The following is an 18,830-nucleotide window of genomic DNA, read 5'->3' on the forward strand; positions in this document are numbered from 1 at the left end:
GCTGCGATCCTTTCTGGCAGGTCAGCCCCTGAGGTAGCCAATATCTGAGCAATCCACTATATGCAGGTAATACATAAGATCGTGCCGAATAATGGATAAATCAGACGTCACCTTCGAACGCATGCGGACCTTCGTCCGGGTCGCTGAGCGCGGCAGCCTGTCGGCGGTCGCCCGCGAGCTCGGCCTGGGCCAGTCGACGGTCACACGGCATCTGCGCGAACTCGAAGAGGCCGTCGGCGTACCCCTGCTCAGCCGAACCACCCGGCGCGTGACCATGACCGATGAAGGCAGCCGCTATTACGCCAACAGCGTCCAGATCCTGCGCCTGGTCGAGCAGGCCGGCGACGAGGCGCGAGGCGCGCGCGGCGCACCCGCCGGCACGATCCGGATTTCCTGCACGGCGGCGTTCGGCGTGCTGCATCTCAGCCGGCTCATTTTCGCGTTTCAGGATCGCCATCCCGACATCGGGATCGATCTCAGCCTCACCGACGAGCGCGTCGATCTCATCCGCGAAGGCGTCGATGTCGCGCTGCGCCTGGGTCCGCTGACCGACAGCTCGATGAAGCTGCGCGTGCTGGGACAGAGCCAGCGCCTGATGGTGGCCGCGCCGGATTATCTGGCGGCCCACGGGACTCCGGCCGTTGCACAGGACTTGTCCGCGCACGAGGGCGTGCGGATGTCCAACGTGGCGGGCAGCGATGTGCTCGCGCTGCGAGGGCCAGACGGCGAACAGCATACCGTGTCCTTCGGCGGACGGCTGCGGGTCGACCATGGACTCGCTGCACGCGCCGCCTTTGTCGCCGGGCGTGGTCTCGGACCGACCCATCACTGGCTGGTCGACGACCTGCTGGCGGACGGCCGGCTGGTGCGGATCCTGCGGGAGTATTCACTACCGCCCGTGCCGCTGAGCCTGCTGATCGTTCCCGAGCGCGCGGGCATTGCCCGGGTCCGGCTGCTGCTCGACTTTCTCGCTGAAGAAATCGGCGGCATCCCGGGGATCGTGACACCGCGGCGTTAGCGCGGCACCGGCAGCGGCGGCAGCACGGCCTCCACTGCCAATGCGATCGCCAGCAGATCGCGGTCGCGGTCCGCGGGCGCATCCAGTGCGAGCCCGACCGGAAGGCCGGTGCGCGTCAATCCGGCCGGCGTGCTGATCCCGGGGATGCCGGCATTGCTGCCGGGACCAGTGTTGCGCACGATGGTGGGGAATGTCGGCACGGCGCGGCCATTCAGCATGATGGTGTCGTCCTGCCCGATCGGGGGCGCCGGCAATGGCGTGGTCGGAAAGGCAATGACATCGACATTGTGTGCGGCGAAATAGCTGCGATAGGCCTGCTGCAACCGGGCGCGCTGCTGGTCGCGGGCCTCCCGGTAAACTTGCTCGGAAATGGCTGTCGCGGGATCGAGCACGCCGCCAAGAATGCCTTTGACATCCGGGCTCGCCGTCTCCGCCACCACATCGGCGAAGCGCAGGGCGAGGCCCTCGCCCTGCAGATAGCGATCGAGGTCCCGCGCGATCTCGTAGAGCGCGACACTGAAGCCGCAGGATTCGTCGAGCGCCTTCACGTCGGGCACATCGGCTTCAATCAATATGGCGCCGGCCTCCCTGAGCATGGCCAGCGCCGTGTCGCAGAGACGGCCCGTCTCGTCGTCGATGTCGTCCCAGAAATGGCCGCGGGGAATACCGATGCGCACCGTGGTGAGCGGCCGAACCGGCACGTCCATCGGCTGTCCGGTGACGGCGCCGTCGAGCGCCACGAGATCGGCGACATTGCGCGCGAGCGGCCCGGCGGTGTCGCGGGTCGCCGAGATCGGCACGATGCCGGCCTGCGGCCAGCGATGGACGGTCGGCCGGAATCCCCAGACCCCGCAAAACGACGACGGCACCCGCACCGAGCCGCCGGTATCGCTGCCGATGCTGGCCGGCGCCAGTCGCGCGCCGACGGCCGCGCCGGAGCCGCCGCTCGAGCCGCCGGGAATCCGGGAGGGATCGTAAGGATTATGGATCGCGCCGGTGGCCGTGTTGTTGGAGGTGATGCCGAAGGCAAGCTCATGCATGCCGACCTTGCCGAACAGCAGCGCGCCAGCGTCGAACAAGGCCTGCGCCACCGGGGCATTCTGCGCGGGGCGGTGACGACGCAGTGCCGGCGTGCCGGCTGCTGTCGGCAACGCCTTCGTGTTGATGTTGTCCTTCAGCGCAATGGGCACGCCATGGAGCGGCGGCAGGCGCTTGCCGGACCCGCGCGCACAATCGGCCTCGCGCGCCGCCTCCAGCACCTGGTTGGCGTCCAGGGCACAGAAGGCGTTGAGGCCGGCGTGCGCCTCGGTGCGGCTCAGCAGTGCCGCGCAGAGTTGCTCCGCCGTGATCTCGCCCGCGCGAATGGCGGCCGCGGCCTCCACGACACCCAGCTCATGCAACGCTTTCATCGCGACAACCTCAAATTCAAAGGATTCCAGGCGATGAGCTTAGCCATCCGGTTCTCATCCCACCAATGACAAATGTTCCATCGAGCGATGCAAAAGCCGGTCCAGCCTCGCGAGGCGGGTTGGCTCAACGGAGACATGCCGCGCTCAGCATTGCCGCTGATCCCGCCGACGACTATATCCGGAGCAATCGCGATCCGAGGTGTCATGCAGATCCAGTTCGACAACAGCTACGCCACCCTGCCCGACCGCTTTTTCGCCCGCGTGGCGCCGACGCCGGTCGCAGCGCCCAGGCTGATCAAGATCAACCGGGCGCTGGCGGAACAATTGCGGCTGGACGCCGACTGGCTGGCGTCGCCGGAGGGCGTTGCTTTCCTGGCCGGACAGAGCGTTCCAGACGGCGCCGATCCCATCGCGACCGCCTATGCGGGCCACCAGTTCGGACACTTCGTGCCGCAGCTCGGCGACGGCCGCGCCATCCTGCTCGGCGAGGTGGTCGATCGCGACGGCCAGCGCCGCGACCTGCAGTTGAAGGGCGCGGGGCCCACGCCGTTCTCCCGGCGCGGCGACGGCCGCGCGGCACTGGGTCCGGTGCTCAGGGAATACATCGTCAGCGAGGCGATGGCCGCGCTCGGCGTTCCAACCACGCGCGCGCTTGCGGCGGTGCTCACCGGCGATCGCGTGCAGCGCGAGACCATGCTGCCCGGCGCCGTGCTGACACGGGTGGCCGCGAGCCATATCCGGATCGGCACCTTCCAGTTTTTCGCCGCGCGCGAGGACACCGACGCGCTCCGCCATCTTGTTGATCATGTGATTGCCCGGCACTACCCGGACGCGGCCACCGATCCTCATCCCGCCCGCGCACTGCTGGCACGCGTGATCGCGCGGCAGGCGGCGCTGGTGGCGCGCTGGATGCACATCGGCTTCATCCATGGCGTGATGAACACCGACAACATGTCGATCGCCGGCGAGACCATCGACTACGGCCCCTGCGCGTTCATGGATGCCTACAATCCGGCCACCGTGTTCTCCTCCATCGACCAGAACGGCCGCTATGCCTATGCCAACCAGCCGGGCATCGCGCTGTGGAACCTGACGCGGCTGGCAGAATGCCTGTTACAGCTGTTCGATCCGGATCAACCCACGGCCATCGAGATCGCGAAGGAAATCCTCAGCGAGTTCTCTCCGGCGTTCGACGCAGCCTACACCGCGGGCATGCGCGCGAAGCTCGGACTGGCTGGCCATGACGGCGACGACGACCTGGTCGGCGAATTCCTGCAGCTGCTGGCCGAACATGAGGTGGATTTCACCCTCGCCTTCCGGCGTCTGTGCGACGCCGCCGAGGGCGACGCTGGCGAATTGCGTGCCCTGTTCACTGAACCCGCCGGCCTCGATGCCTGGCTTGGCAAATGGCAGTCCCGCCGCAGCGGCGACGGTGCCGCATTGCGAAAAGTCAATCCGGCCTTCATCCCGCGCAACCACCGGATCGAGGCCGCGATCGTGGCCGCGACGCAAGGCGACTTCGCGCCGTTCGAGACGCTGGGCACGGTGCTGGCACGTCCCTATGACGACCAGCCGGAGTTCGCTGCCTACGCCGAGCCGCCGCAGCCCGAACAGCGGGTGCTGCAGACCTTCTGCGGGACGTAAGATGCGTAGCCCGGGTGAGCGAAGCGACACCCGGGATAATCGTCGCGTCCCGGATATCGCTTCGCTCATCCGGGCTACTTGCTGCTACACGTGAGACCAAGGTGAGCTGGAACCGCCAGGGTTGATCTCCAGCCACCCTTTCAGAACGACATGATGAGTGGATAGAATGTCCGGTGCTGAGCCCATCAGCCACCGGAGAACAACACATGGTCGATCAACGATCAGACAGGACGCGGCGCCACCTGATGCGCATGGTCGTTCAAGGGATCTTGCAGGGAATCTCGGCGGGGCTTCTGGCCCGGATCTCGCAAGCCCACGCCGCCGACAAGATGACCCTGCAGCAGGCCGAATATCAGGATAAGCCGCAAGGTATCTATAGCTGCGCCATGTGCACGCTGTTCGAGCCGCCGAAATCCTGCAAGGTGGTCGAGGGAGAGGTCAGCAAATACGGCTGGTGCAAGGTGTTCGCGCTCGCGGATTAATCAATCAAAATACAATCGGGAGAGAAACAGTGCCAAAAGATATGCTGCGAACATGCGTACTGTCACTGGCCTTGAGCGGAAGCCTTATTCTGCCGGTGGCTGCCGAGCAGCTGACGTCAGCGCAGGACTATGCTGCGAAGGCGGCAAGCCAGGCGGCAGCGAACGCGACGGCGGGAGACCGATCCTCGCCGGCGCAAGTGAGCCCCGCACCATCGGCCGATGTCAGCCCGCAATTGCAGGCCCTGATCAAGGCGCCCTATCCGCCGCATTTCAACGCCGACCCCAAGACCGCGGACGAGTGGAAGACGCTGATCAACCAGCGCGCACAACTGATCATGACGGCGCTGCCGGCCGTGAAAGAAAAACTCGGCGTGACCGTCGAGCCGTCGACCATCGGAGGCGTCAAGGTCTACATCGTCACCCCCAAATCGATCCCGCCGATCAACCAGAACCGGCTCTTGGTCCACGTGCATGGCGGCGGTTATGTGTTCGCGCCCGGTGAATCCGGAACGCTCGAAGCGGTGCTGATGGCCGGCTTCGGCGGCTTCAAGGTGATCTCCGTCGACTACCGCATGCCGCCAGACGCGCCCTACCCCGCGGCGATGGACGACGCCATGGCGGTGTGGAAGGAGGCGGTGAAGATGGCAAAGCCGCAGAACATGGCGATCTTCGGCACCTCGACCGGCGGCGCCATGACACTCGCCATGGTGCTGCGCGCCAGGGATGAAAAGCTGCCGCTGCCGGCCGCGATCGCGCCGGGCACACCATGGTCGGACATCGACCGCATCGGCGACACCTACAAGATCAATGAATGGGTCGACAACATCCTGGTCACCTGGGACGGCTGGCTCGGACGCGCGGCCAAGCTCTACGCCAACGGACACGATCTCAAGGATCCCACCATCTCGCCGATCTACGGCGACTTCGCGGGCTTTCCCCCGACCATCCTGACCTCAGGCACGCGCGACCTGTTCCTCTCCAACACCGTGCGCACCCACCGCAAGCTGCGGCGCGCCGGCGTCATCGCCGATCTCAATGTCTATGAGGGCATGAGCCACGCCCAATACCAGGACGTCAACACGCCGGAATCCCGCGAGGTATTCACCGACATCGCGCAATTCTTCGATCGGTGTCTTGGGAAATGAGCGGGGTGAACGGTGCCGCGAGTGAACCGTAGCCCGAGTGAACGCAGCGACACCGGGATTCGAAGCAGCTAATCAGCGGATGTCACTTCGTTCATCCGGGCAACTCGCTACATCACATCTCCTCATGGTGAGGAGCGCGGCACGCGCGTCTCGAACCATGAGGCCCGGAATTGCGGCCTTGGTGGCCTCGTCCTTCGAGACGCCCGCTGCGCGGGCTCCTCAGGATGAGGAGCTAAGTCTGCATATGACGCAGCAGGATTTGGCAGCCTCAAGTCGACACCGACATCTTGGCGATTTCAGCGGCGCTGGGCAAGTTTTCGACATTCCAGCAGGCGTCCATCACCCGGCGAATCGCCGGAGCCGGAATGATGCCTTCGGCCAGATCGCTGAACTTGGTTTCCAGTTGCTTGTCGGTCATCGGCTTCTCCACGCTGCCGATGGCATGCTCGATGCGGCGGTTGAGCTGACGGCCGTCCTTGAGCACGATCGTCATATCGACCTGCGCCGGATCGATGCCGGGGGTGATCACCGGCACCACCTTGCCGCGCAAAGCGACAATGGTGGGGTCGGTGACGGCGCGATCGCTGAATTGTTTCTCGCCGCCCGCGCCTTCGACAAGAGCGACAGCGACCGCGTGATAGATGCTGAACTTGCCTTCGAGGCCTTCGCGCGGCGTCTTCTTGCCGGTCAATTCCAGCACCAGCGGATGCACCTTGAGGTCGATATGGTCGACCAGATCGGCGGTGAGTTTGTTTTCATTGCGCAGCTGGATCGCGGCATCGATCGCCGGATGCATCACGATCCCGCAGGCGAACGGCTTGTAGGTGTTGAGCGCGGCCTCGTAGCGCTTGCCGAGATCGCCGAGGATTTCGTTGTAATCCTGCTTGGTACTGATGGTGTTGGCCCAGCCGCGTTTGGCTTCGATCATGCCGTCCGACGAGGTGAAGTTCTTCGAGGCCAGCATCGCCGCGAAGATGCCGCTGCTCGCGGCCCGGCCCGGATTGAAGCTCTTGTTCATGGAGCCGAAGGATTCACGCAGGCCCACCGGCTGCGACGCGGCGAGGCCCAGCGCCCACACCATCTGCTGCTCGTTCAGGTTCAAAAGCTTGCCGACCGCGGCCGCCGATCCGAACACGCCGGCCGTGCCGGTGATGTGCCAGCCGACATCGTAATGGTTGGGATAGACCGCATTGCCGATCCGGCACTCGGTCTCAACGCCAAGGATCAGCGCGTTGAGAAACTCCTTGCCCGACACCGGCTGCATCTCGGACAGCGCAATGATGGCGGACGCCACGGGACCTGCGGGATGGATGATGGTTTTCAGGTGGGTGTCGTCATAATCGAAGATATGGCTGGAGACGCCGTTGAGGAAAGCCGCATTCATGATGTCAAACCGCTCGCGGCGCCCGAACAGCGAGGCCTGTGCCGGACCGGAGAACGGCGTCAGCGCCGCAACCGCGATATCGACCGTCTGGTGATGCGAGCCGCCGATGGCGACACCGACCCAGTTCAGCAGCGTGCGCACGCCCTCCTTGCGAACCTCGGCCGGAAGGTCGTCGTATTTCGCGGTGACGAGATAATGCGCAAGGGTGCGCGTGACGTCCTTGGCCGGCGCTGCGCTGGCGAGGGTGACAGCCGCTTTCGGCGCCTGCGCGACGGCCTGCTGGCTCGACGCAATGGTTCCGGCGGCGGTCACAAGCGGCAGCGCGGCGGCGGCCTGCAGCAGAGTTCTGCGATCAGTCGACATGGTATTCTCCCAGCAAGATAAGATATGGTTCGATCAAAGTAATCCGTCATCCTGAGGTGGTCGCGCGTAGCGCGGCCCTCGAAGGACGACGGCCGCTTCCTTAGATACATTTGGCCGTGCATCCTTCGAGGCTCGCTCTGCGGTGCATGCACCGCAGAGCTCGCACCTCAGGATGACGGAGTTGATTCAACATAAGCCATCTACGCCGAGACCGCGGCGCTTTGCGGGCGGGATTCGGCTCCGGCGTTGCTTTTCACTGCGGCCAGTTGCGCCGCCAGCCGTACCGCGCTTTCGATCGCGCCGGTCTTGGCCACGCCCTTGCCGACGATGTCGAACGCGGTGCCATGGGACGGGGTGGTGAACACGGTGTCCAGCCCGGCCGTTACCGTGACGCCGCGGTTGAAGCCGCGCAGCTTGGTCGCGATCTGGCCCTGGTCGTGATACATCGCGACTACGCTGTCGAACTCGCCGGCAAACGCGCGGATATAGACTGTGTCCGCCGGGAAAGGCCCGCTGCAGGCGATGCCGGTCCTGGCCGCGGCTTCGACGGTCGGGCGGATCATCTCGATCTCGTCGCGGCCGAACAGGCCGTTCTCCCCGGCATGCGGATTGAGCGCGGCGACCGCGATGCGCGGCTGCGCGATGCCTGCGTTGCGCATCATCCTGTCCGCCAGTTCGATGGCATCGGTGATGCTCTCCGGATTGATGCCGTCGAGCGCCGTGCGCAGCGACTGGTGCCCGGTGACCCGCGACATCCACTGGCCGTCCAGCACATTCATCTCGGAGAAGTAGCCCTGGTGGCCGAGCAGGTTGGCAAACATCTTGTGCTCGTCGGGGAATTTCCAGCCGCCGTCGAACATGGCGCGCTTGTTCAGCGGCGCAAAGGTGATGGCGTCGACCTCCCCCGCTTTGGAGAAATCGATGGCGCGCGCCAGCGTCTCGCCGGTGAGCCGGCCGGATTCGGCACTGGCCTTGCCGATCGGGAAAAGCTCCGGATCGGTGTTGGCGAGATCGACCAGTTGCACGGCGCCGCTCTGCCAGGAGGCTTCGCCCGGTGACGCGATGCGTTCGACTTTCAACTGCACGCCGGCATGGGCCATGCCCATCTCCAGCACCCGCGCATCGCCGACCACGACCAGGTTGGCGACATCAGCAAGATGGCCATCGGCCAGGATCCGTGCGGTCTGCTCCGGGCCGATGCCGGTGCAATCGCCGGGTACGAGCGCGATGGTCGGCAGCATGGTGTCTTCGGTATTCATTCAGGTCTCACTTTGCGATTGAACTGAGTGTGGTTGATTGGGTCCAGGCCGATGGATCGAACTCGCCATCCCATTTGGCGACAACGACGGCGGCCACGGCATTGCCGATGGTGTTGGTGATCGATCGGCCCAGCGACATGAAACGGTCGACGCCGAGCAACAGCGCCAGCCCCTCCGCCGGAAGGCCTGCGGCAATGACGGTTGCGGCCAATGCGGCGAAGGCGCCGCCGGTGACCCCGGCCGCGCCCTTGCTGGTGAACAGCATGATGACGAAGACGCTGATCTGCTGCCCGAGTGTCATCTCGATCCCGTAGACCTGGGCGATGAACAGTGTGCTCAGCGGCAGGGTCAGCGCCACGCCATCGAGGTTGAAGGAATAGCCCGCGGGAATGACCAGCCCGGCCACGGCCTGGCCGACGCCGGCCCTGGGCAGCTTCTCCATCATGCCGGGAATCGCCGTCTCGGACGACGAGGTGCCGAGCACCACCAAAAGCTCGGTGCGCAGCAGCCGCAGCAGGTCGGACAGCCGAATGCCGATGCTGCGGCACAGCACCCCAAGTCCCACGACGATGAAGAGCAGCATCATGACCCAGGCGGTGCCGACCAGCACGGCGAGCGCATACAAGGTCGCAACGCCGAACTTCGCCACGGTGAAGGCCATGGCGCCGAACGCGCCGATCGGCGCCAGCATCACCACGATATGCACCACCTTGAACACCAGTTCGCCGATCCGCTCCAGGCCGTTGCGCAGCGGCACACCGCGCTCGCCGAGCAGCAGCAGGCCGAAACCGCAGAGCAACGCCAGCACCAGCACCTGCAGGACATCACCGCTGGCGAAGGCGCCGGCAAAACTGTCCGGGATCATGTGCTGGACATAGGCCGACAGCGACGTCATGTGCGCCTGCGAATAGCGCGCCACCGTCTCCGCCTGTTGCGATGTGGCACGCGCGACGCCTGCGCCCGGCTGCACCCAGTGCACCACGGCGAGGCTGAACAGCAGGCACGCCGTGGTGACGGCCTCGAAATAAATGAAAGCCTTGAGGCCGATGCGGCCGACCGCCTTCATGTCGCCGACCTGCGCGATGCCGGTGACCACGACCACAAAGATCAGTGGCGTGATGGTCATCTTGATCAGCGAAATGAAGACATCGCCCAGCGGCTTGAAATCGACCGCCACCGCGGGAAACAAGGCGCCCGCCAATGCGCCCAGGGCCGCGCCGGCCACCACCAGCACATATTGCTCCCGCCAGAACGGCTTGCGGCGTTTCACTGCGGTCTGCGTGGGAACCGATGGATAGAGCTGCGTCTGCGCGATCTGCAATTGGATATCCTCCCACGAAACGACGGCCATGCAGGATGGCTCTATTTTATTCAGGGGCTTGAAGCCGGATTTACATTGGACCGGCGGCACGCGCGGGGCTAATGCCGTATTGGCATCATTTCAGGACAAAACGTTATCATGGACCTCATCTGGCTGGAGGACTTCCTCGCCATCGCCGAAGACGGCGGATTTTCGCGCGCCGCCGAGCGCCGCCATGTCACCCAGCCGGCGCTGAGCCGCCGGATCAAGGCGCTGGAGGACTGGCTGGGAACGCCGCTGTTCGAACGGAGTTCGCATACCCTGACACTGACGCCCGCGGGCGATGCGTTCCGCTCCGTCGCGGAAGACGTGCTGCGGCGTGTGGTGGCAGGACGCGACGAAGCGCGCGAGATCGCCCGGCTGAAGGCCGAAACCATCCACTTCGCGGCAACGCACTCCCTGTCGCAGACATTCTTCCCCAACTGGATCCAGCGCGCCGACAATGCGAGGGCCGGCGCCGCCGTTCAGCTCGTCGCGGCCAACTTCGCCGGTTGCGAAAAACTGCTGCTCGAGGCGCAGGTCCATTTCATGCTGGCACATTACGACATCTCACTGGCGACCCGGCTGGACGTGGATCGCTTTCAGCGCGTCGACCTCGAAACAGACATGCTTATTCCGATCAGTGCGCCCGCCCCGCGGTCGCAGGCCCGCGGAAGCCGCCGCAAACCGCGGGAGCCGCGCTACACGCTGCCCGGCTCGGCAAAGGCGCCGCTGCCTTATCTCGCCTATCATCCGGGCTCCGGCGTCGGCCGGATCGTCGCGTCGTTCCTGGCCGCCAAGGCCTCGCCCTGCTGGCTGACCCCGAGCTTCGCGGCCCCGGTCATGCTGCTGGCTGGCATGGCGCGCGAGGGCCGTGGCATCACCTGGGCGCCACGCAGCCTGGTGCACGAGGATCTCGCCAGCGGACGGCTGCTGCGCGCGGGACCGGAAGACTGGGACATCGCCATCCGCATCAGCCTGTTCCGCTCGCGCGCCCGCCTCACCCCGGCCGCGGAGACGTTCTGGAGCGAGGTGCAGAGACTGGAGAAGGATAAGCCGTCGCCTGGCGCAGCATCGCGGACGCGATGACAGCGTGGTAGCTCGGGTGAGCGCAAGCGATACCCGGGATTGATCGTCGCGCACCTCCCGCATATCGCTTCGCTCATGCGGGCTACTCTTGCTGACTTGCCATCAGCTACATCATATCACGAGACCACCGGCCATCCCTGAGCCTTTCAATCGTTCGGCCAGCGACGATGCGGTCGATGTCACCGGGGGTCAGGCCGATATCCATCAGCTCTCTGACACTCAGATCGTGCAAACCGACTCGCAACCTCCCGCGTTGGCGCCGCTCTCGAAACGCATGCCAATATCCCCGGAGCAAGCTCAAGACGCTCCGCGTCGATGCGACTGGTGGTCCGACCGCTTCCTTTTCCGAGAGAGCGTCTCTTAGCACTGCGATAGAGGCATCGGGGCACGCCTGGGCCAAAGCATCGCCCGTGGCGTCTTTCACCACAGCGATAGCCAGGTCGACGCGGCGCCCTGCGGCATCGCGCCCGGTCTCGGATGTGAGGTTTGTCTGTTGGGGTGGCATCGGATGCTCCTGCTGTTGTGCCGACAGGGAGCATGGCCAAACAAAAGGCCCCGTCCGATGCCGGCGGGGCCTGGTAAAGATCGCGTCGTCGAATTCCTAGCGCGCGACTCCGTCCATGGCCCAGCGAGAGCGGGTCATATGTTTACGGTTCGCGATGCGCACGACGTTGATCATCATGTGACGTTACCACGGAGACCGCGCAAAATCAAGGGATGTGCCGGTGCCACTCGCATCCTCGAGGCGAGCTCTCCTGGTCTGACGCAACGTCTGCTTTATGAACGCGAAGTTCCTGAAAGGGCCACTTCGCGTTCAGCCCACTAGACTGGCGTCCCGCCCGTGAGATCGATCTTGGTCAGCGTGGTCATGTCGCGACCGAACCAGGCGGTCAGCATGGCCTTGCGCGTGCCGAGATAATGCGGCTCGTCGCCATCGATCCGCATCGGAATGTCATGTCCGGGCACCACGATGGTTCCGGGCTTCCCGCGCCACATCCGCCAGATCGCAGCGATGGTGGCGCGACTGACGGCGGCGTCGTAGGTCATGTCGGTGTCGCCGGAAATCAATTCGGCGCGGTTCTTGGCAGCATCGCCGGTGAAGATCACGTCGCTGTCGCCGCCCGCGACCTTGAAGATCAGGCAGCCCGGTGTGTGTCCTGGTCCGAGATGGGCCGAGATCCCCGGAAGAACTTCTTCGCCATCTTTGACTTTGACCGCGGTCGGCCAGGTCAGCAGCGCGTTGGCATAGAGCTCGGCGACCGGCGTTTCACCCCATGGCTCGTCCACCGCCCAGGTCAGTTCGACCTCGCCGATCACGATGCGGGCGTGGCGGAACAGCGTCCAGTTCACCGCATGGTCATAGTGCGAATGGGTCAGCAGGACATCGGTCACGTCGGTCGGCTTGACACCGCGCTCGGCCAGTCCCGCGATCAGCAGGCCGCGCATGCCGAAATTGCCGGTGTCGATCACGGCGACGCGGCCATGGCCGCGCACCAGCGCAATGGTGCTCCAGCCGAGCCCGCCATGGCACACCGACTTGCCGGGAAAACCCTGGATCAGAATGTCGATGTCGTATCCGCCGATGCTCATCTTCATCGTGAAGGCCCCGCAAAATCGTAAAGATCAGCCGGATTGCCGACCAGGATCTGTTCGCGTTCAGGCACTGATGTCCAGCGCGCCAGCCGATGCAACGCCACCCCGTCGTCGATCGGCTCAAACGGCTCGACGCGGGCCGGATCGCGCTGGGCCCGCGGGCCGCTGCCGGTGTGCGGCCAGTCCGATCCCCACAGCACGCGGCCGGGATTGGCCGAGATCAACGCACGGACGAGTGGCGCGGCCCCTTCCCCCTCATCGGCCACACCGATGCGATGGGCCGCCGACAGTTTCACATACACCTTGCCGCTGGTCATGAGACCCAGCACGACGTCGCGCGCCTCGCGTTCACGGCTGAGATCGATCGCGGCATAGGCAAAATGATCGAGCACCACCAGCGTCGGCAGCCGCGCCAGCACCGGCGCGATCGCGGCCACCAGTGGCAATCGCGCATGGATCTGGATATGCCAGCCGAGGCCACCGACCTGCTCCGCGGTCTGCATCAGAAGCTTTGCGATCACGCCGGGATCGGCGTCGCCATAAGTTTCCAGATTGAGCCGGGCGCCGCGGACTCCCGCCGCATGCATCCCCCGCAAGTCGCCGGCGGTGAAATTCCAGTCGATCACGGCGACGCCGCGGGCACGCGGCCCGAGTTCGGCGAGTGCGGACAACAGCAGGCCGTTGTCGGTGCCATAGGGGCTCGGCTGCACCAGCACCACGCGACTTAACCCCAACGCATCGAGGAACTGCGTGAGATCCGTTACCGTGGCCGTCGCTGGCGTATAGGTGCGCCGTGCCGCCAGCGGAAATCTCGCGGGATCGAACACATGGACGTGGCAATCGCAGGCGCCGGCCGGCAGGACAAAGCCGGGATCGGAGTGGACGACGCCGAGCGCCAGCCGCTCAGCCGCCATGCCGCTGTTCCTCGATCTGGGCGGCCAGCACGAAACGGTGCGAGGCGCGGATGTGTTCGCGCATGCGCGTTTCGGCTAGGTCAGCATCGCGGCTTTCGATGGCGTCGATGATGGCGCGATGCTCGGTGAGCGCCTCCTTGGTGCGACCGGCGTTGCGCCGTGTGGTGTGGCCGGCCAGCGCCCGCAGCGCAGTAACGTTTTTGAGATGCGCGATCAGATAGCGGTTGCGCGAACACTCGTGGATCGCGCGGTGCAGCTGCTGATTATAGGCCACGCCGGCGATGAGATCGCGCTGGGATTTCTCCTCCAGCGCATGGAGCTGGCGCATGAAGCTGATGTCGGCATCGCCAGCAAACCGCGCGGCCAGCGAGGCCGCGTCCGCCTCGGCCATTTCCCGCGCGGTGAACAGCTCGGTGATTTCCTGACGCGTCAGCTTGACGATGCGCGCGCCGCGCTGGGCTTCCATGACAATGAGGCCATCGGCCTGCAGCCGCTGCAGCGCCTCGCGCACCGGCGTGCGGCTCATGCCGAGCGACAGTGTCAGCTCCACCTCCCGGATCAGCGTCCCCGGCCGCAGCCGCCCGATCTGGATGTCGGTGAAAATGGTCTCATATGCGCGGACGCTCAGCGACGTATCGCTCTGTTTGGCGTCGGCCTCGGACGGCATGCCTCTCCTCCGGAACAGATTCCTGCGGCCCGCACCTTGACGCGGGCGGGTTAATGAATTTAGCTGAATGACGTTGTATACAACTATACACAAAAATCAAGAACCGCAGGGCGCGCGTCAAAGAGCGCCAAGGGAAGACACAGCATGCCGGAGCCGACCAAACCCATTTCCGTTGCGACGCTTCGTGACGCCGTCACCGCGATCTTCGCCGCCCACGGCCTCACCGAGACCGATGCCGCGCGCGTGGCCGAATGCCTGGTCGAAGCGGATCTGCGCAACGTGTCGTCGCACGGCATCAACCGCATCCCGATCTACACGCGACGGCTGTGCGAAAAGCTGGTGGCGCCGCGGCCGGAGATGGTGCTGACGTGTCCGACGCCGGTGGTGGCGCGGCTCGACGGCGGCAACGGCATGGGCTTTCTGGTGGCGACGCGCGCCATGAGCGAGGCGATCGCACGCGCCAAACAATTTGGCGTCGGTGTCGTCTACGCCTCGAACAGCAATCATTTCGGCATGGCGGCCTGTTATCTGCGGCAAGCGCTGGCCGAGGGCATGGCGGCGATGGTGCTGACCAATGCCTCGCCTGCAATGCCGATCTGGGGCGGCCGCACGGCGTTTCTCGGCACCAGCCCGTTCGCCATGGCGGCCCCCGGCCCCACGCCGCTGCTGCTGGACATGGCAACGGCGGTGGCGGCGCGCGGCAAGATCAGGCGCGCGGCGGAGCGCGGCGAGCCGATCCCGCTGGGCTGGGCGCTTGATCCACAGGGCCAGCCGACCACCGACGCAGAGGCCGGCTATCGCGGCATCGTGCTGCCGGTGGGCGGACCGAAGGGCTCGGGGCTGTCGTTGATGATGGAAGCGTTCGCCGGCGTGATGTCGGGTGCGGCGTTCGGCGGCGAGGTCGGCAACCAGTACAAGGATTTCGAAACGCCGCAGAATGTCGGCCATTTCATCCTGGCGCTGAAGCCGGACCTGTTCGCACCCGACCAGAGCTATAGTGCGCGCATGGACGCGCTGGTCTCGCGCGCCAAGGCCACACCGCGTGCCGCCGGCTATGACGAGATCCTGATGCCCGGCGAACCCGAGGAACGCATGGCGGAAAAGCGCCGCCGCGACGGCCTCAATATTCCTCCGGCCGACCTCGACATGCTTCGCACCGAAGCGACGCAAGCCGGCCTCACCCCGTCCCTCTGATCACTCTCTGAGAAGCAAAGCACCCGACCATGAAACTCGTTGTTCTTCCCGGTGACGGCATCGGCCCCGAAATCACGGCAGTGACCATGGCCGTGCTCGATGCCGCTGCTAGCCGCCATGGCCTCGCCTTCGAGATCGAACAGCACGATGTCGGCCATGCCAGCCTCGCCCGTCACGGCACAACGGTGCGCCCGGATCTCTTGGAGCAGGTGCGCCGCGCCGACGGCTTCATCCTGGGACCGACCGCCACCTTCGATTTCAAGGATGAAGCAAAGGGACAGATCAACCCGTCGAAATTCTTCCGCAAGTCGCTGGACCTGTTCGCCAACGTCCGGCCGGCCCGCACCTACAAGGGCCTGAAGGCGCCGGTCGGCGACTTCGACCTGATCGTGGTGCGCGAGAACACCGAAGGCTTCTACGCCGACCGCAATCTTGAACAGGGCGGCAGCGAAATGCTGGTGACGCGGGACGTGGTGATCTCTCTGCGGCGCATCACACGTCTGTGTTGCGAGCGCATCGCGCACGCCGCCTGCGCCCTCGCCGCACGCCGGCGCAAGCGCCTCACCGTGGTGCACAAGGCCAATGTGCTGAAAATCGCCGACGGGATGTTTCTCGAGATCTGCCGCGAGGCGGCGACGCATTATCCCGGGCTCGCCGTCGACGAAATCCTGGTGGATGCCATGATGGCGCATGTGGTGCGCAACCCGGCCCGGTTCGATGTGATCGTCACCACCAACATGTTCGGCGACATCCTGTCGGATCTGACGGCCGAGCTGTCCGGCAGCCTCGGTCTCGGCGGCTCGCTCAACGCCGGGCTTGCGCATGCCATGGCGCAGGCGGCGCACGGCTCGGCGCCTGACATTGCGGGGCGCGACATCGCCAACCCGGCCTCGCTGATCCTGTCCGCCGCGCAACTTTTGGAATGGCACGGCGCGCGCAGGGATCAACCGCGCTTTGTCGAAGCCGCCCGCGGGATTGACGCCGCCCTCGCCGCTGCGATCGCGGCAGGACATGCGACGCGGGATTTAGGAGGCAACCTCGGCACTGCGGCGTTCGGGCAGCGTGTGGCGGAGATCGTTCGCGGTTAGCGGAGATAGGCACGCAGCTCAGGAAATTGGACTGCATTGTTTTAGCTCGTCATCACCGGGCTCGTCCCGGTGATCCCGCTTAGGGACGCACTGCCCTCCTAAGCGGGGTTGCCGGGACAAGCCCGGCAACGACAAAGGAAAGTGCATCACGCCTCCTCCAAATGAGGAGAAAAATTCAATAACGAAAAACATTGGGAGCGGAACATGAGCATTGCGCAGCAGGTGGCGACGGCGCCGCCGCAACTCGATCATTTGAGCGCACGGGAAAAGGTGGTGTTCGCCAAGATCGCCTGGCGCATCCTGCCGCTGCTCAGCCTCGCCTACATCATCAACTTCATCGACCGCAACAATGTCGGCTTCGCCGGCCTCACCATGATCAAGGACGTGGGGCTGACCCCGGCGCAGTTCGGTTTCGGCGTCGGCATCCTCTCGGCCGGCTATTGCCTGTTCGAGGTTCCCAGCAACATCGCGCTGTACAAGTTCGGCGCGCGGCGCTGGCTGGCGCGGATCATGATCAGCTGGGGGCTGATCTCGATGGCGACGCTGTTCACCGTCGGCCCCTATAGTTTCTACGGCCTGCGTTTCCTGCTGGGCGCGGCAGAGGCCGGCTTCTTCCCCGGCGCGGCCTTCTATTTGACCCTTTGGTTTCCCGCGGAATATCGCGCGCGGATCTACGCCTGGTTCCTGATCAGCATACCGGCCTCGACATTCGTGGCGGGGCCGCTGTCCAGCCTGCTGCTCGAGCTCGACCAGGCGCTGGGGCTTGCCGGCTGGCAGTGGCTGTTCCTGTGTGAAGGCCTTCCAGCCGTGATCGTCGGCGTGCTGTTGCTGTTCTGGCTGTCGGACCGGCCCTCGAGCGCGGCCTGGCTCAGCGACGAGGAGAAGGCCATTGTCGCCGGGCGCATCGGCGCCGAAAAGAAGGAGCGCGAGCGGCACAATATCTGGCAGAGTATCAGGGATCCGCGGGTGCTGATCCTGGCGCTGAACCAGTTCACCTTCCTGGTCGGCTCCTATGGCGTGGTGATTTTCCTGCCGCTGATCCTGAAGCAGCAGAATTTTTCCAACTTCACCGTCGGCTTTCTCGCCGCCGTCCCCGCGCTGATCGCCTGCGTCGCCATGATCTACTGGGCCGGCGTGGTCGACCGCAGCGGCAAGAAGATCGACCACCTGATCTACACGTGTTTGTTGTCGTCGGCCGGCATGGTGATCGCCGTCTATGCGCCGACCTTCATCATTCCCTTCCTCGGGCTCACGGCGGTGCTGGTCGGCACCAGCACGGCGCGCGCCATTCTCTGGACCATCCCGACGCGCTTTCTGTCAGGGATCGGCGCCGCCGCCGGCCTCGCTTTCATCAACTCGGTGGGCACGCTCGGCGGCTTTGTCGGTCCCTTCATCATGGGCTGGACCCGCGGCGAGACCGGCTCCTACAACGTCGGCCTGCTGGTGCTGGCCGGCTTCATGGTGGTATCGATGCTGCTGGGGCTGTCGCTCAAGCTGTTCATCAAGAACGAGTGAAACGAAAAAGAGCCGGAGGCTATTTCGTCCCGGTCATGTCCGGATAGATCACCAGCAGAGCCGTGCCGGCCGCCTCTTTCAAGGCGTCGAGCGAGCGCTCGCCGGTGTTGGCGCAATCCAGCAACGCAGTCGCGACAAAGGTCCGCACCTGATTTTGACCGACCGGCACGTCCCGACAGATGTCGTCAAGCACCTGGCGCATCAGTGCCAGGGTTTCAGTATCAAATGGCATGCCGCGTCTATAAGGGACCGCGGCGGCCGCTTCTGTGATCCAGATCACATTTTGGGGAAACACACGCTGTGCGCGCATGTAAGCGGGTAACCTCGTTGCCATGCCGTTGGCGCATATCACACGTCCGTAATCACCGGGACGTAGCCTGAACTTTTCGCCGCGCCGCACGCACGAAAGAGCGTTGGGACACAACAATTTAAGTGCCGGATCGCTCTCCTCCATTCGTACGAGCAGCTCGTGCCGGTGACCAGCGGACCCAAAGATGATGATCAAGACCACTCTGTTATTTTTTGGCCTGCTCGGCACCGGCCTCTCAGTCACCCATCATTACGAGGCGTTTCGCGCGCGCGACCTGCACTCGATTCAGAAGCAGGAAACGGCGAACCCCATCAAGACGGCATGCCGGTTGAAAGCAAGCCACGACTCGTCGCGCCTGCAGAACATCGAACAGTTAGCATCGCGGTGAACGCTTGCCCGTAGCCCGGGTGAGCGGAG

17 protein-coding genes are annotated in these 18,830 nt (G+C 64.9%); 9 read left to right on the forward strand and 8 right to left on the reverse strand.

What is annotated here, in order from left to right; genetic code table 11:
• The first annotated feature begins 91 nt into the window (after window positions 1-91).
• Window positions 92-1,018, forward strand: coding sequence for a LysR family transcriptional regulator (locus RS897_RS33270; RefSeq protein ID WP_315832914.1), 927 nt, complete (start codon window positions 92-94; stop codon window positions 1,016-1,018).
• On the opposite strand, the gene iaaH is transcribed toward RS897_RS33270, so the two are convergent.
• Entirely contained in the window at window positions 1,015-2,427 is a 1,413-nt protein-coding gene (iaaH, locus tag RS897_RS33275; protein ID WP_315832915.1) for an indoleacetamide hydrolase, read from the reverse strand. The two genes, RS897_RS33270 and iaaH, sit on opposite strands and share 4 nt — an antisense overlap.
• Window positions 2,428-2,631: 204 nt before the next feature.
• Here iaaH and RS897_RS33280 point away from each other — a divergent pair, with 204 nt between their 5' ends.
• The 3 genes from RS897_RS33280 to RS897_RS33290 all read left to right on the forward strand — a co-directional run bounded on the left by RS897_RS33280 (window position 2,632) and on the right by RS897_RS33290 (window position 5,698).
• Window positions 2,632-4,071 carry a protein adenylyltransferase SelO gene (locus tag RS897_RS33280; RefSeq protein WP_315832916.1) on the forward strand — a complete coding sequence of 480 codons (1,440 nt, stop codon included), beginning with the start codon at window positions 2,632-2,634 and terminating at the stop codon, window positions 4,069-4,071.
• Between the two features lie 206 nt (window positions 4,072-4,277).
• Window positions 4,278-4,553, forward strand: a complete 276-nt coding sequence (locus RS897_RS33285) for an iron oxidase (RefSeq protein ID WP_315832917.1) — start codon at window positions 4,278-4,280, stop codon at window positions 4,551-4,553.
• A 41-nt stretch (window positions 4,554-4,594) separates the two neighbouring features.
• Complete coding sequence (locus RS897_RS33290; protein WP_315838825.1) at window positions 4,595-5,698, forward strand: alpha/beta hydrolase; 1,104 nt, start codon at window positions 4,595-4,597, stop codon at window positions 5,696-5,698.
• A gap of 268 nt (window positions 5,699-5,966) precedes the next feature.
• Here RS897_RS33290 and RS897_RS33295 read toward each other — a convergent pair whose 3' ends face one another.
• The 3 genes from RS897_RS33295 to RS897_RS33305 form a co-directional block, all read right to left on the reverse strand.
• Window positions 5,967-7,445 (reverse strand): MmgE/PrpD family protein, encoded by a 1,479-nt coding sequence (locus RS897_RS33295; protein ID WP_315832918.1) that lies wholly within the window; start codon window positions 7,443-7,445, stop codon window positions 5,967-5,969.
• Window positions 7,446-7,645: 200 nt separating this feature from the next.
• On the reverse strand, window positions 7,646-8,704 hold the full coding sequence (locus RS897_RS33300; RefSeq protein ID WP_315832919.1) for a PdxA family dehydrogenase: 1,059 nt from the start codon (window positions 8,702-8,704) through the stop codon (window positions 7,646-7,648).
• 7 nt (window positions 8,705-8,711) lie between these two features.
• Window positions 8,712-10,055, reverse strand: coding sequence for a cation:dicarboxylate symporter family transporter (locus RS897_RS33305; protein ID WP_315832920.1), 1,344 nt, complete (start codon window positions 10,053-10,055; stop codon window positions 8,712-8,714).
• 108 nt (window positions 10,056-10,163) lie between these two features.
• On the opposite strand from RS897_RS33305, the gene RS897_RS33310 reads away from it, so the two are divergent.
• Window positions 10,164-11,132: a LysR family transcriptional regulator gene (locus tag RS897_RS33310; RefSeq protein WP_315832921.1), complete on the forward strand. Its 969-nt coding sequence runs from the start codon at window positions 10,164-10,166 to the stop codon at window positions 11,130-11,132.
• 822 nt (window positions 11,133-11,954) lie between these two features.
• Here RS897_RS33310 and RS897_RS33315 read toward each other — a convergent pair.
• From RS897_RS33315 to RS897_RS33325, 3 genes are read right to left on the reverse strand one after another with little or no spacing between them, the layout of a single operon-like run.
• Entirely contained in the window at window positions 11,955-12,728 is a 774-nt protein-coding gene (locus RS897_RS33315; protein ID WP_315832922.1) for an MBL fold metallo-hydrolase, read from the reverse strand.
• Window positions 12,725-13,639 (reverse strand): amidohydrolase family protein, encoded by a 915-nt coding sequence (locus tag RS897_RS33320; RefSeq protein ID WP_315832923.1) that lies wholly within the window; start codon window positions 13,637-13,639, stop codon window positions 12,725-12,727. The genes RS897_RS33315 and RS897_RS33320 overlap by 4 nt, the downstream gene beginning before the upstream one ends.
• A complete protein-coding gene (locus RS897_RS33325) occupies window positions 13,629-14,306 on the reverse strand; it encodes a GntR family transcriptional regulator (RefSeq protein WP_315832924.1) in 678 nt (225 codons plus the stop codon). Before RS897_RS33325 ends, RS897_RS33320 begins: the two co-directional genes overlap by 11 nt.
• 144 nt (window positions 14,307-14,450) lie before the next feature.
• Between RS897_RS33325 and RS897_RS33330 the strand changes: the two genes are divergently transcribed.
• The 3 genes from RS897_RS33330 (at window position 14,451) to RS897_RS33340 (ending at window position 18,103) form a co-directional block, all read left to right on the forward strand.
• Window positions 14,451-15,500, forward strand: coding sequence for an Ldh family oxidoreductase (locus tag RS897_RS33330; protein WP_315832925.1), 1,050 nt, complete (start codon window positions 14,451-14,453; stop codon window positions 15,498-15,500).
• Between the two features lie 29 nt (window positions 15,501-15,529).
• Window positions 15,530-16,588: an isocitrate/isopropylmalate dehydrogenase family protein gene (locus tag RS897_RS33335; RefSeq protein ID WP_315832926.1), complete on the forward strand. Its 1,059-nt coding sequence runs from the start codon at window positions 15,530-15,532 to the stop codon at window positions 16,586-16,588.
• Between the two features lie 204 nt (window positions 16,589-16,792).
• Window positions 16,793-18,103, forward strand: coding sequence for an MFS transporter (locus tag RS897_RS33340; protein WP_315832927.1), 1,311 nt, complete (start codon window positions 16,793-16,795; stop codon window positions 18,101-18,103).
• 19 nt (window positions 18,104-18,122) lie between these two features.
• Here RS897_RS33340 and RS897_RS33345 read toward each other — a convergent pair whose 3' ends face one another.
• Window positions 18,123-18,557: a hypothetical protein gene (locus RS897_RS33345; protein WP_315832928.1), complete on the reverse strand. Its 435-nt coding sequence runs from the start codon at window positions 18,555-18,557 to the stop codon at window positions 18,123-18,125.
• A 40-nt stretch (window positions 18,558-18,597) separates the two neighbouring features.
• Between RS897_RS33345 and RS897_RS33350 the strand changes: the two genes are divergently transcribed.
• Window positions 18,598-18,801, forward strand: coding sequence for a hypothetical protein (locus tag RS897_RS33350; RefSeq protein ID WP_315832929.1), 204 nt, complete (start codon window positions 18,598-18,600; stop codon window positions 18,799-18,801).
• Window positions 18,802-18,830 lie beyond the last annotated feature (29 nt).

The sequence above is a fragment of the Bradyrhizobium prioriisuperbiae genome (assembly GCF_032397745.1).
Taxonomy (GTDB): domain Bacteria; phylum Pseudomonadota; class Alphaproteobacteria; order Rhizobiales; family Xanthobacteraceae; genus Bradyrhizobium_A; species Bradyrhizobium_A prioriisuperbiae.

Coding starts and splice junctions, on each gene's coding strand:
- RS897_RS33290 (WP_315838825.1), top strand. CDS start 4,595: ATGCTGCGAACATGCGTACTGTCACTGGCCTTGAGCGGAAGCCTTATT.
- RS897_RS33285 (WP_315832917.1), top strand. CDS start 4,278: ATGGTCGATCAACGATCAGACAGGACGCGGCGCCACCTGATGCGCATG.
- RS897_RS33345 (WP_315832928.1), bottom strand. CDS start 18,557: ATGGAGGAGAGCGATCCGGCACTTAAATTGTTGTGTCCCAACGCTCTT.
- RS897_RS33340 (WP_315832927.1), top strand. CDS start 16,793: ATGAGCATTGCGCAGCAGGTGGCGACGGCGCCGCCGCAACTCGATCAT.
- RS897_RS33335 (WP_315832926.1), top strand. CDS start 15,530: ATGAAACTCGTTGTTCTTCCCGGTGACGGCATCGGCCCCGAAATCACG.
- RS897_RS33315 (WP_315832922.1), bottom strand. CDS start 12,728: ATGAAGATGAGCATCGGCGGATACGACATCGACATTCTGATCCAGGGT.
- RS897_RS33270 (WP_315832914.1), top strand. CDS start 92: ATGGATAAATCAGACGTCACCTTCGAACGCATGCGGACCTTCGTCCGG.
- RS897_RS33350 (WP_315832929.1), top strand. CDS start 18,598: ATGATGATCAAGACCACTCTGTTATTTTTTGGCCTGCTCGGCACCGGC.
- RS897_RS33305 (WP_315832920.1), bottom strand. CDS start 10,055: ATGGCCGTCGTTTCGTGGGAGGATATCCAATTGCAGATCGCGCAGACG.
- RS897_RS33300 (WP_315832919.1), bottom strand. CDS start 8,704: ATGAATACCGAAGACACCATGCTGCCGACCATCGCGCTCGTACCCGGC.
- RS897_RS33295 (WP_315832918.1), bottom strand. CDS start 7,445: ATGTCGACTGATCGCAGAACTCTGCTGCAGGCCGCCGCCGCGCTGCCG.
- iaaH (WP_315832915.1), bottom strand. CDS start 2,427: ATGAAAGCGTTGCATGAGCTGGGTGTCGTGGAGGCCGCGGCCGCCATT.
- RS897_RS33280 (WP_315832916.1), top strand. CDS start 2,632: ATGCAGATCCAGTTCGACAACAGCTACGCCACCCTGCCCGACCGCTTT.
- RS897_RS33330 (WP_315832925.1), top strand. CDS start 14,451: ATGCCGGAGCCGACCAAACCCATTTCCGTTGCGACGCTTCGTGACGCC.
- RS897_RS33325 (WP_315832924.1), bottom strand. CDS start 14,306: ATGCCGTCCGAGGCCGACGCCAAACAGAGCGATACGTCGCTGAGCGTC.
- RS897_RS33320 (WP_315832923.1), bottom strand. CDS start 13,639: ATGGCGGCTGAGCGGCTGGCGCTCGGCGTCGTCCACTCCGATCCCGGC.
- RS897_RS33310 (WP_315832921.1), top strand. CDS start 10,164: ATGGACCTCATCTGGCTGGAGGACTTCCTCGCCATCGCCGAAGACGGC.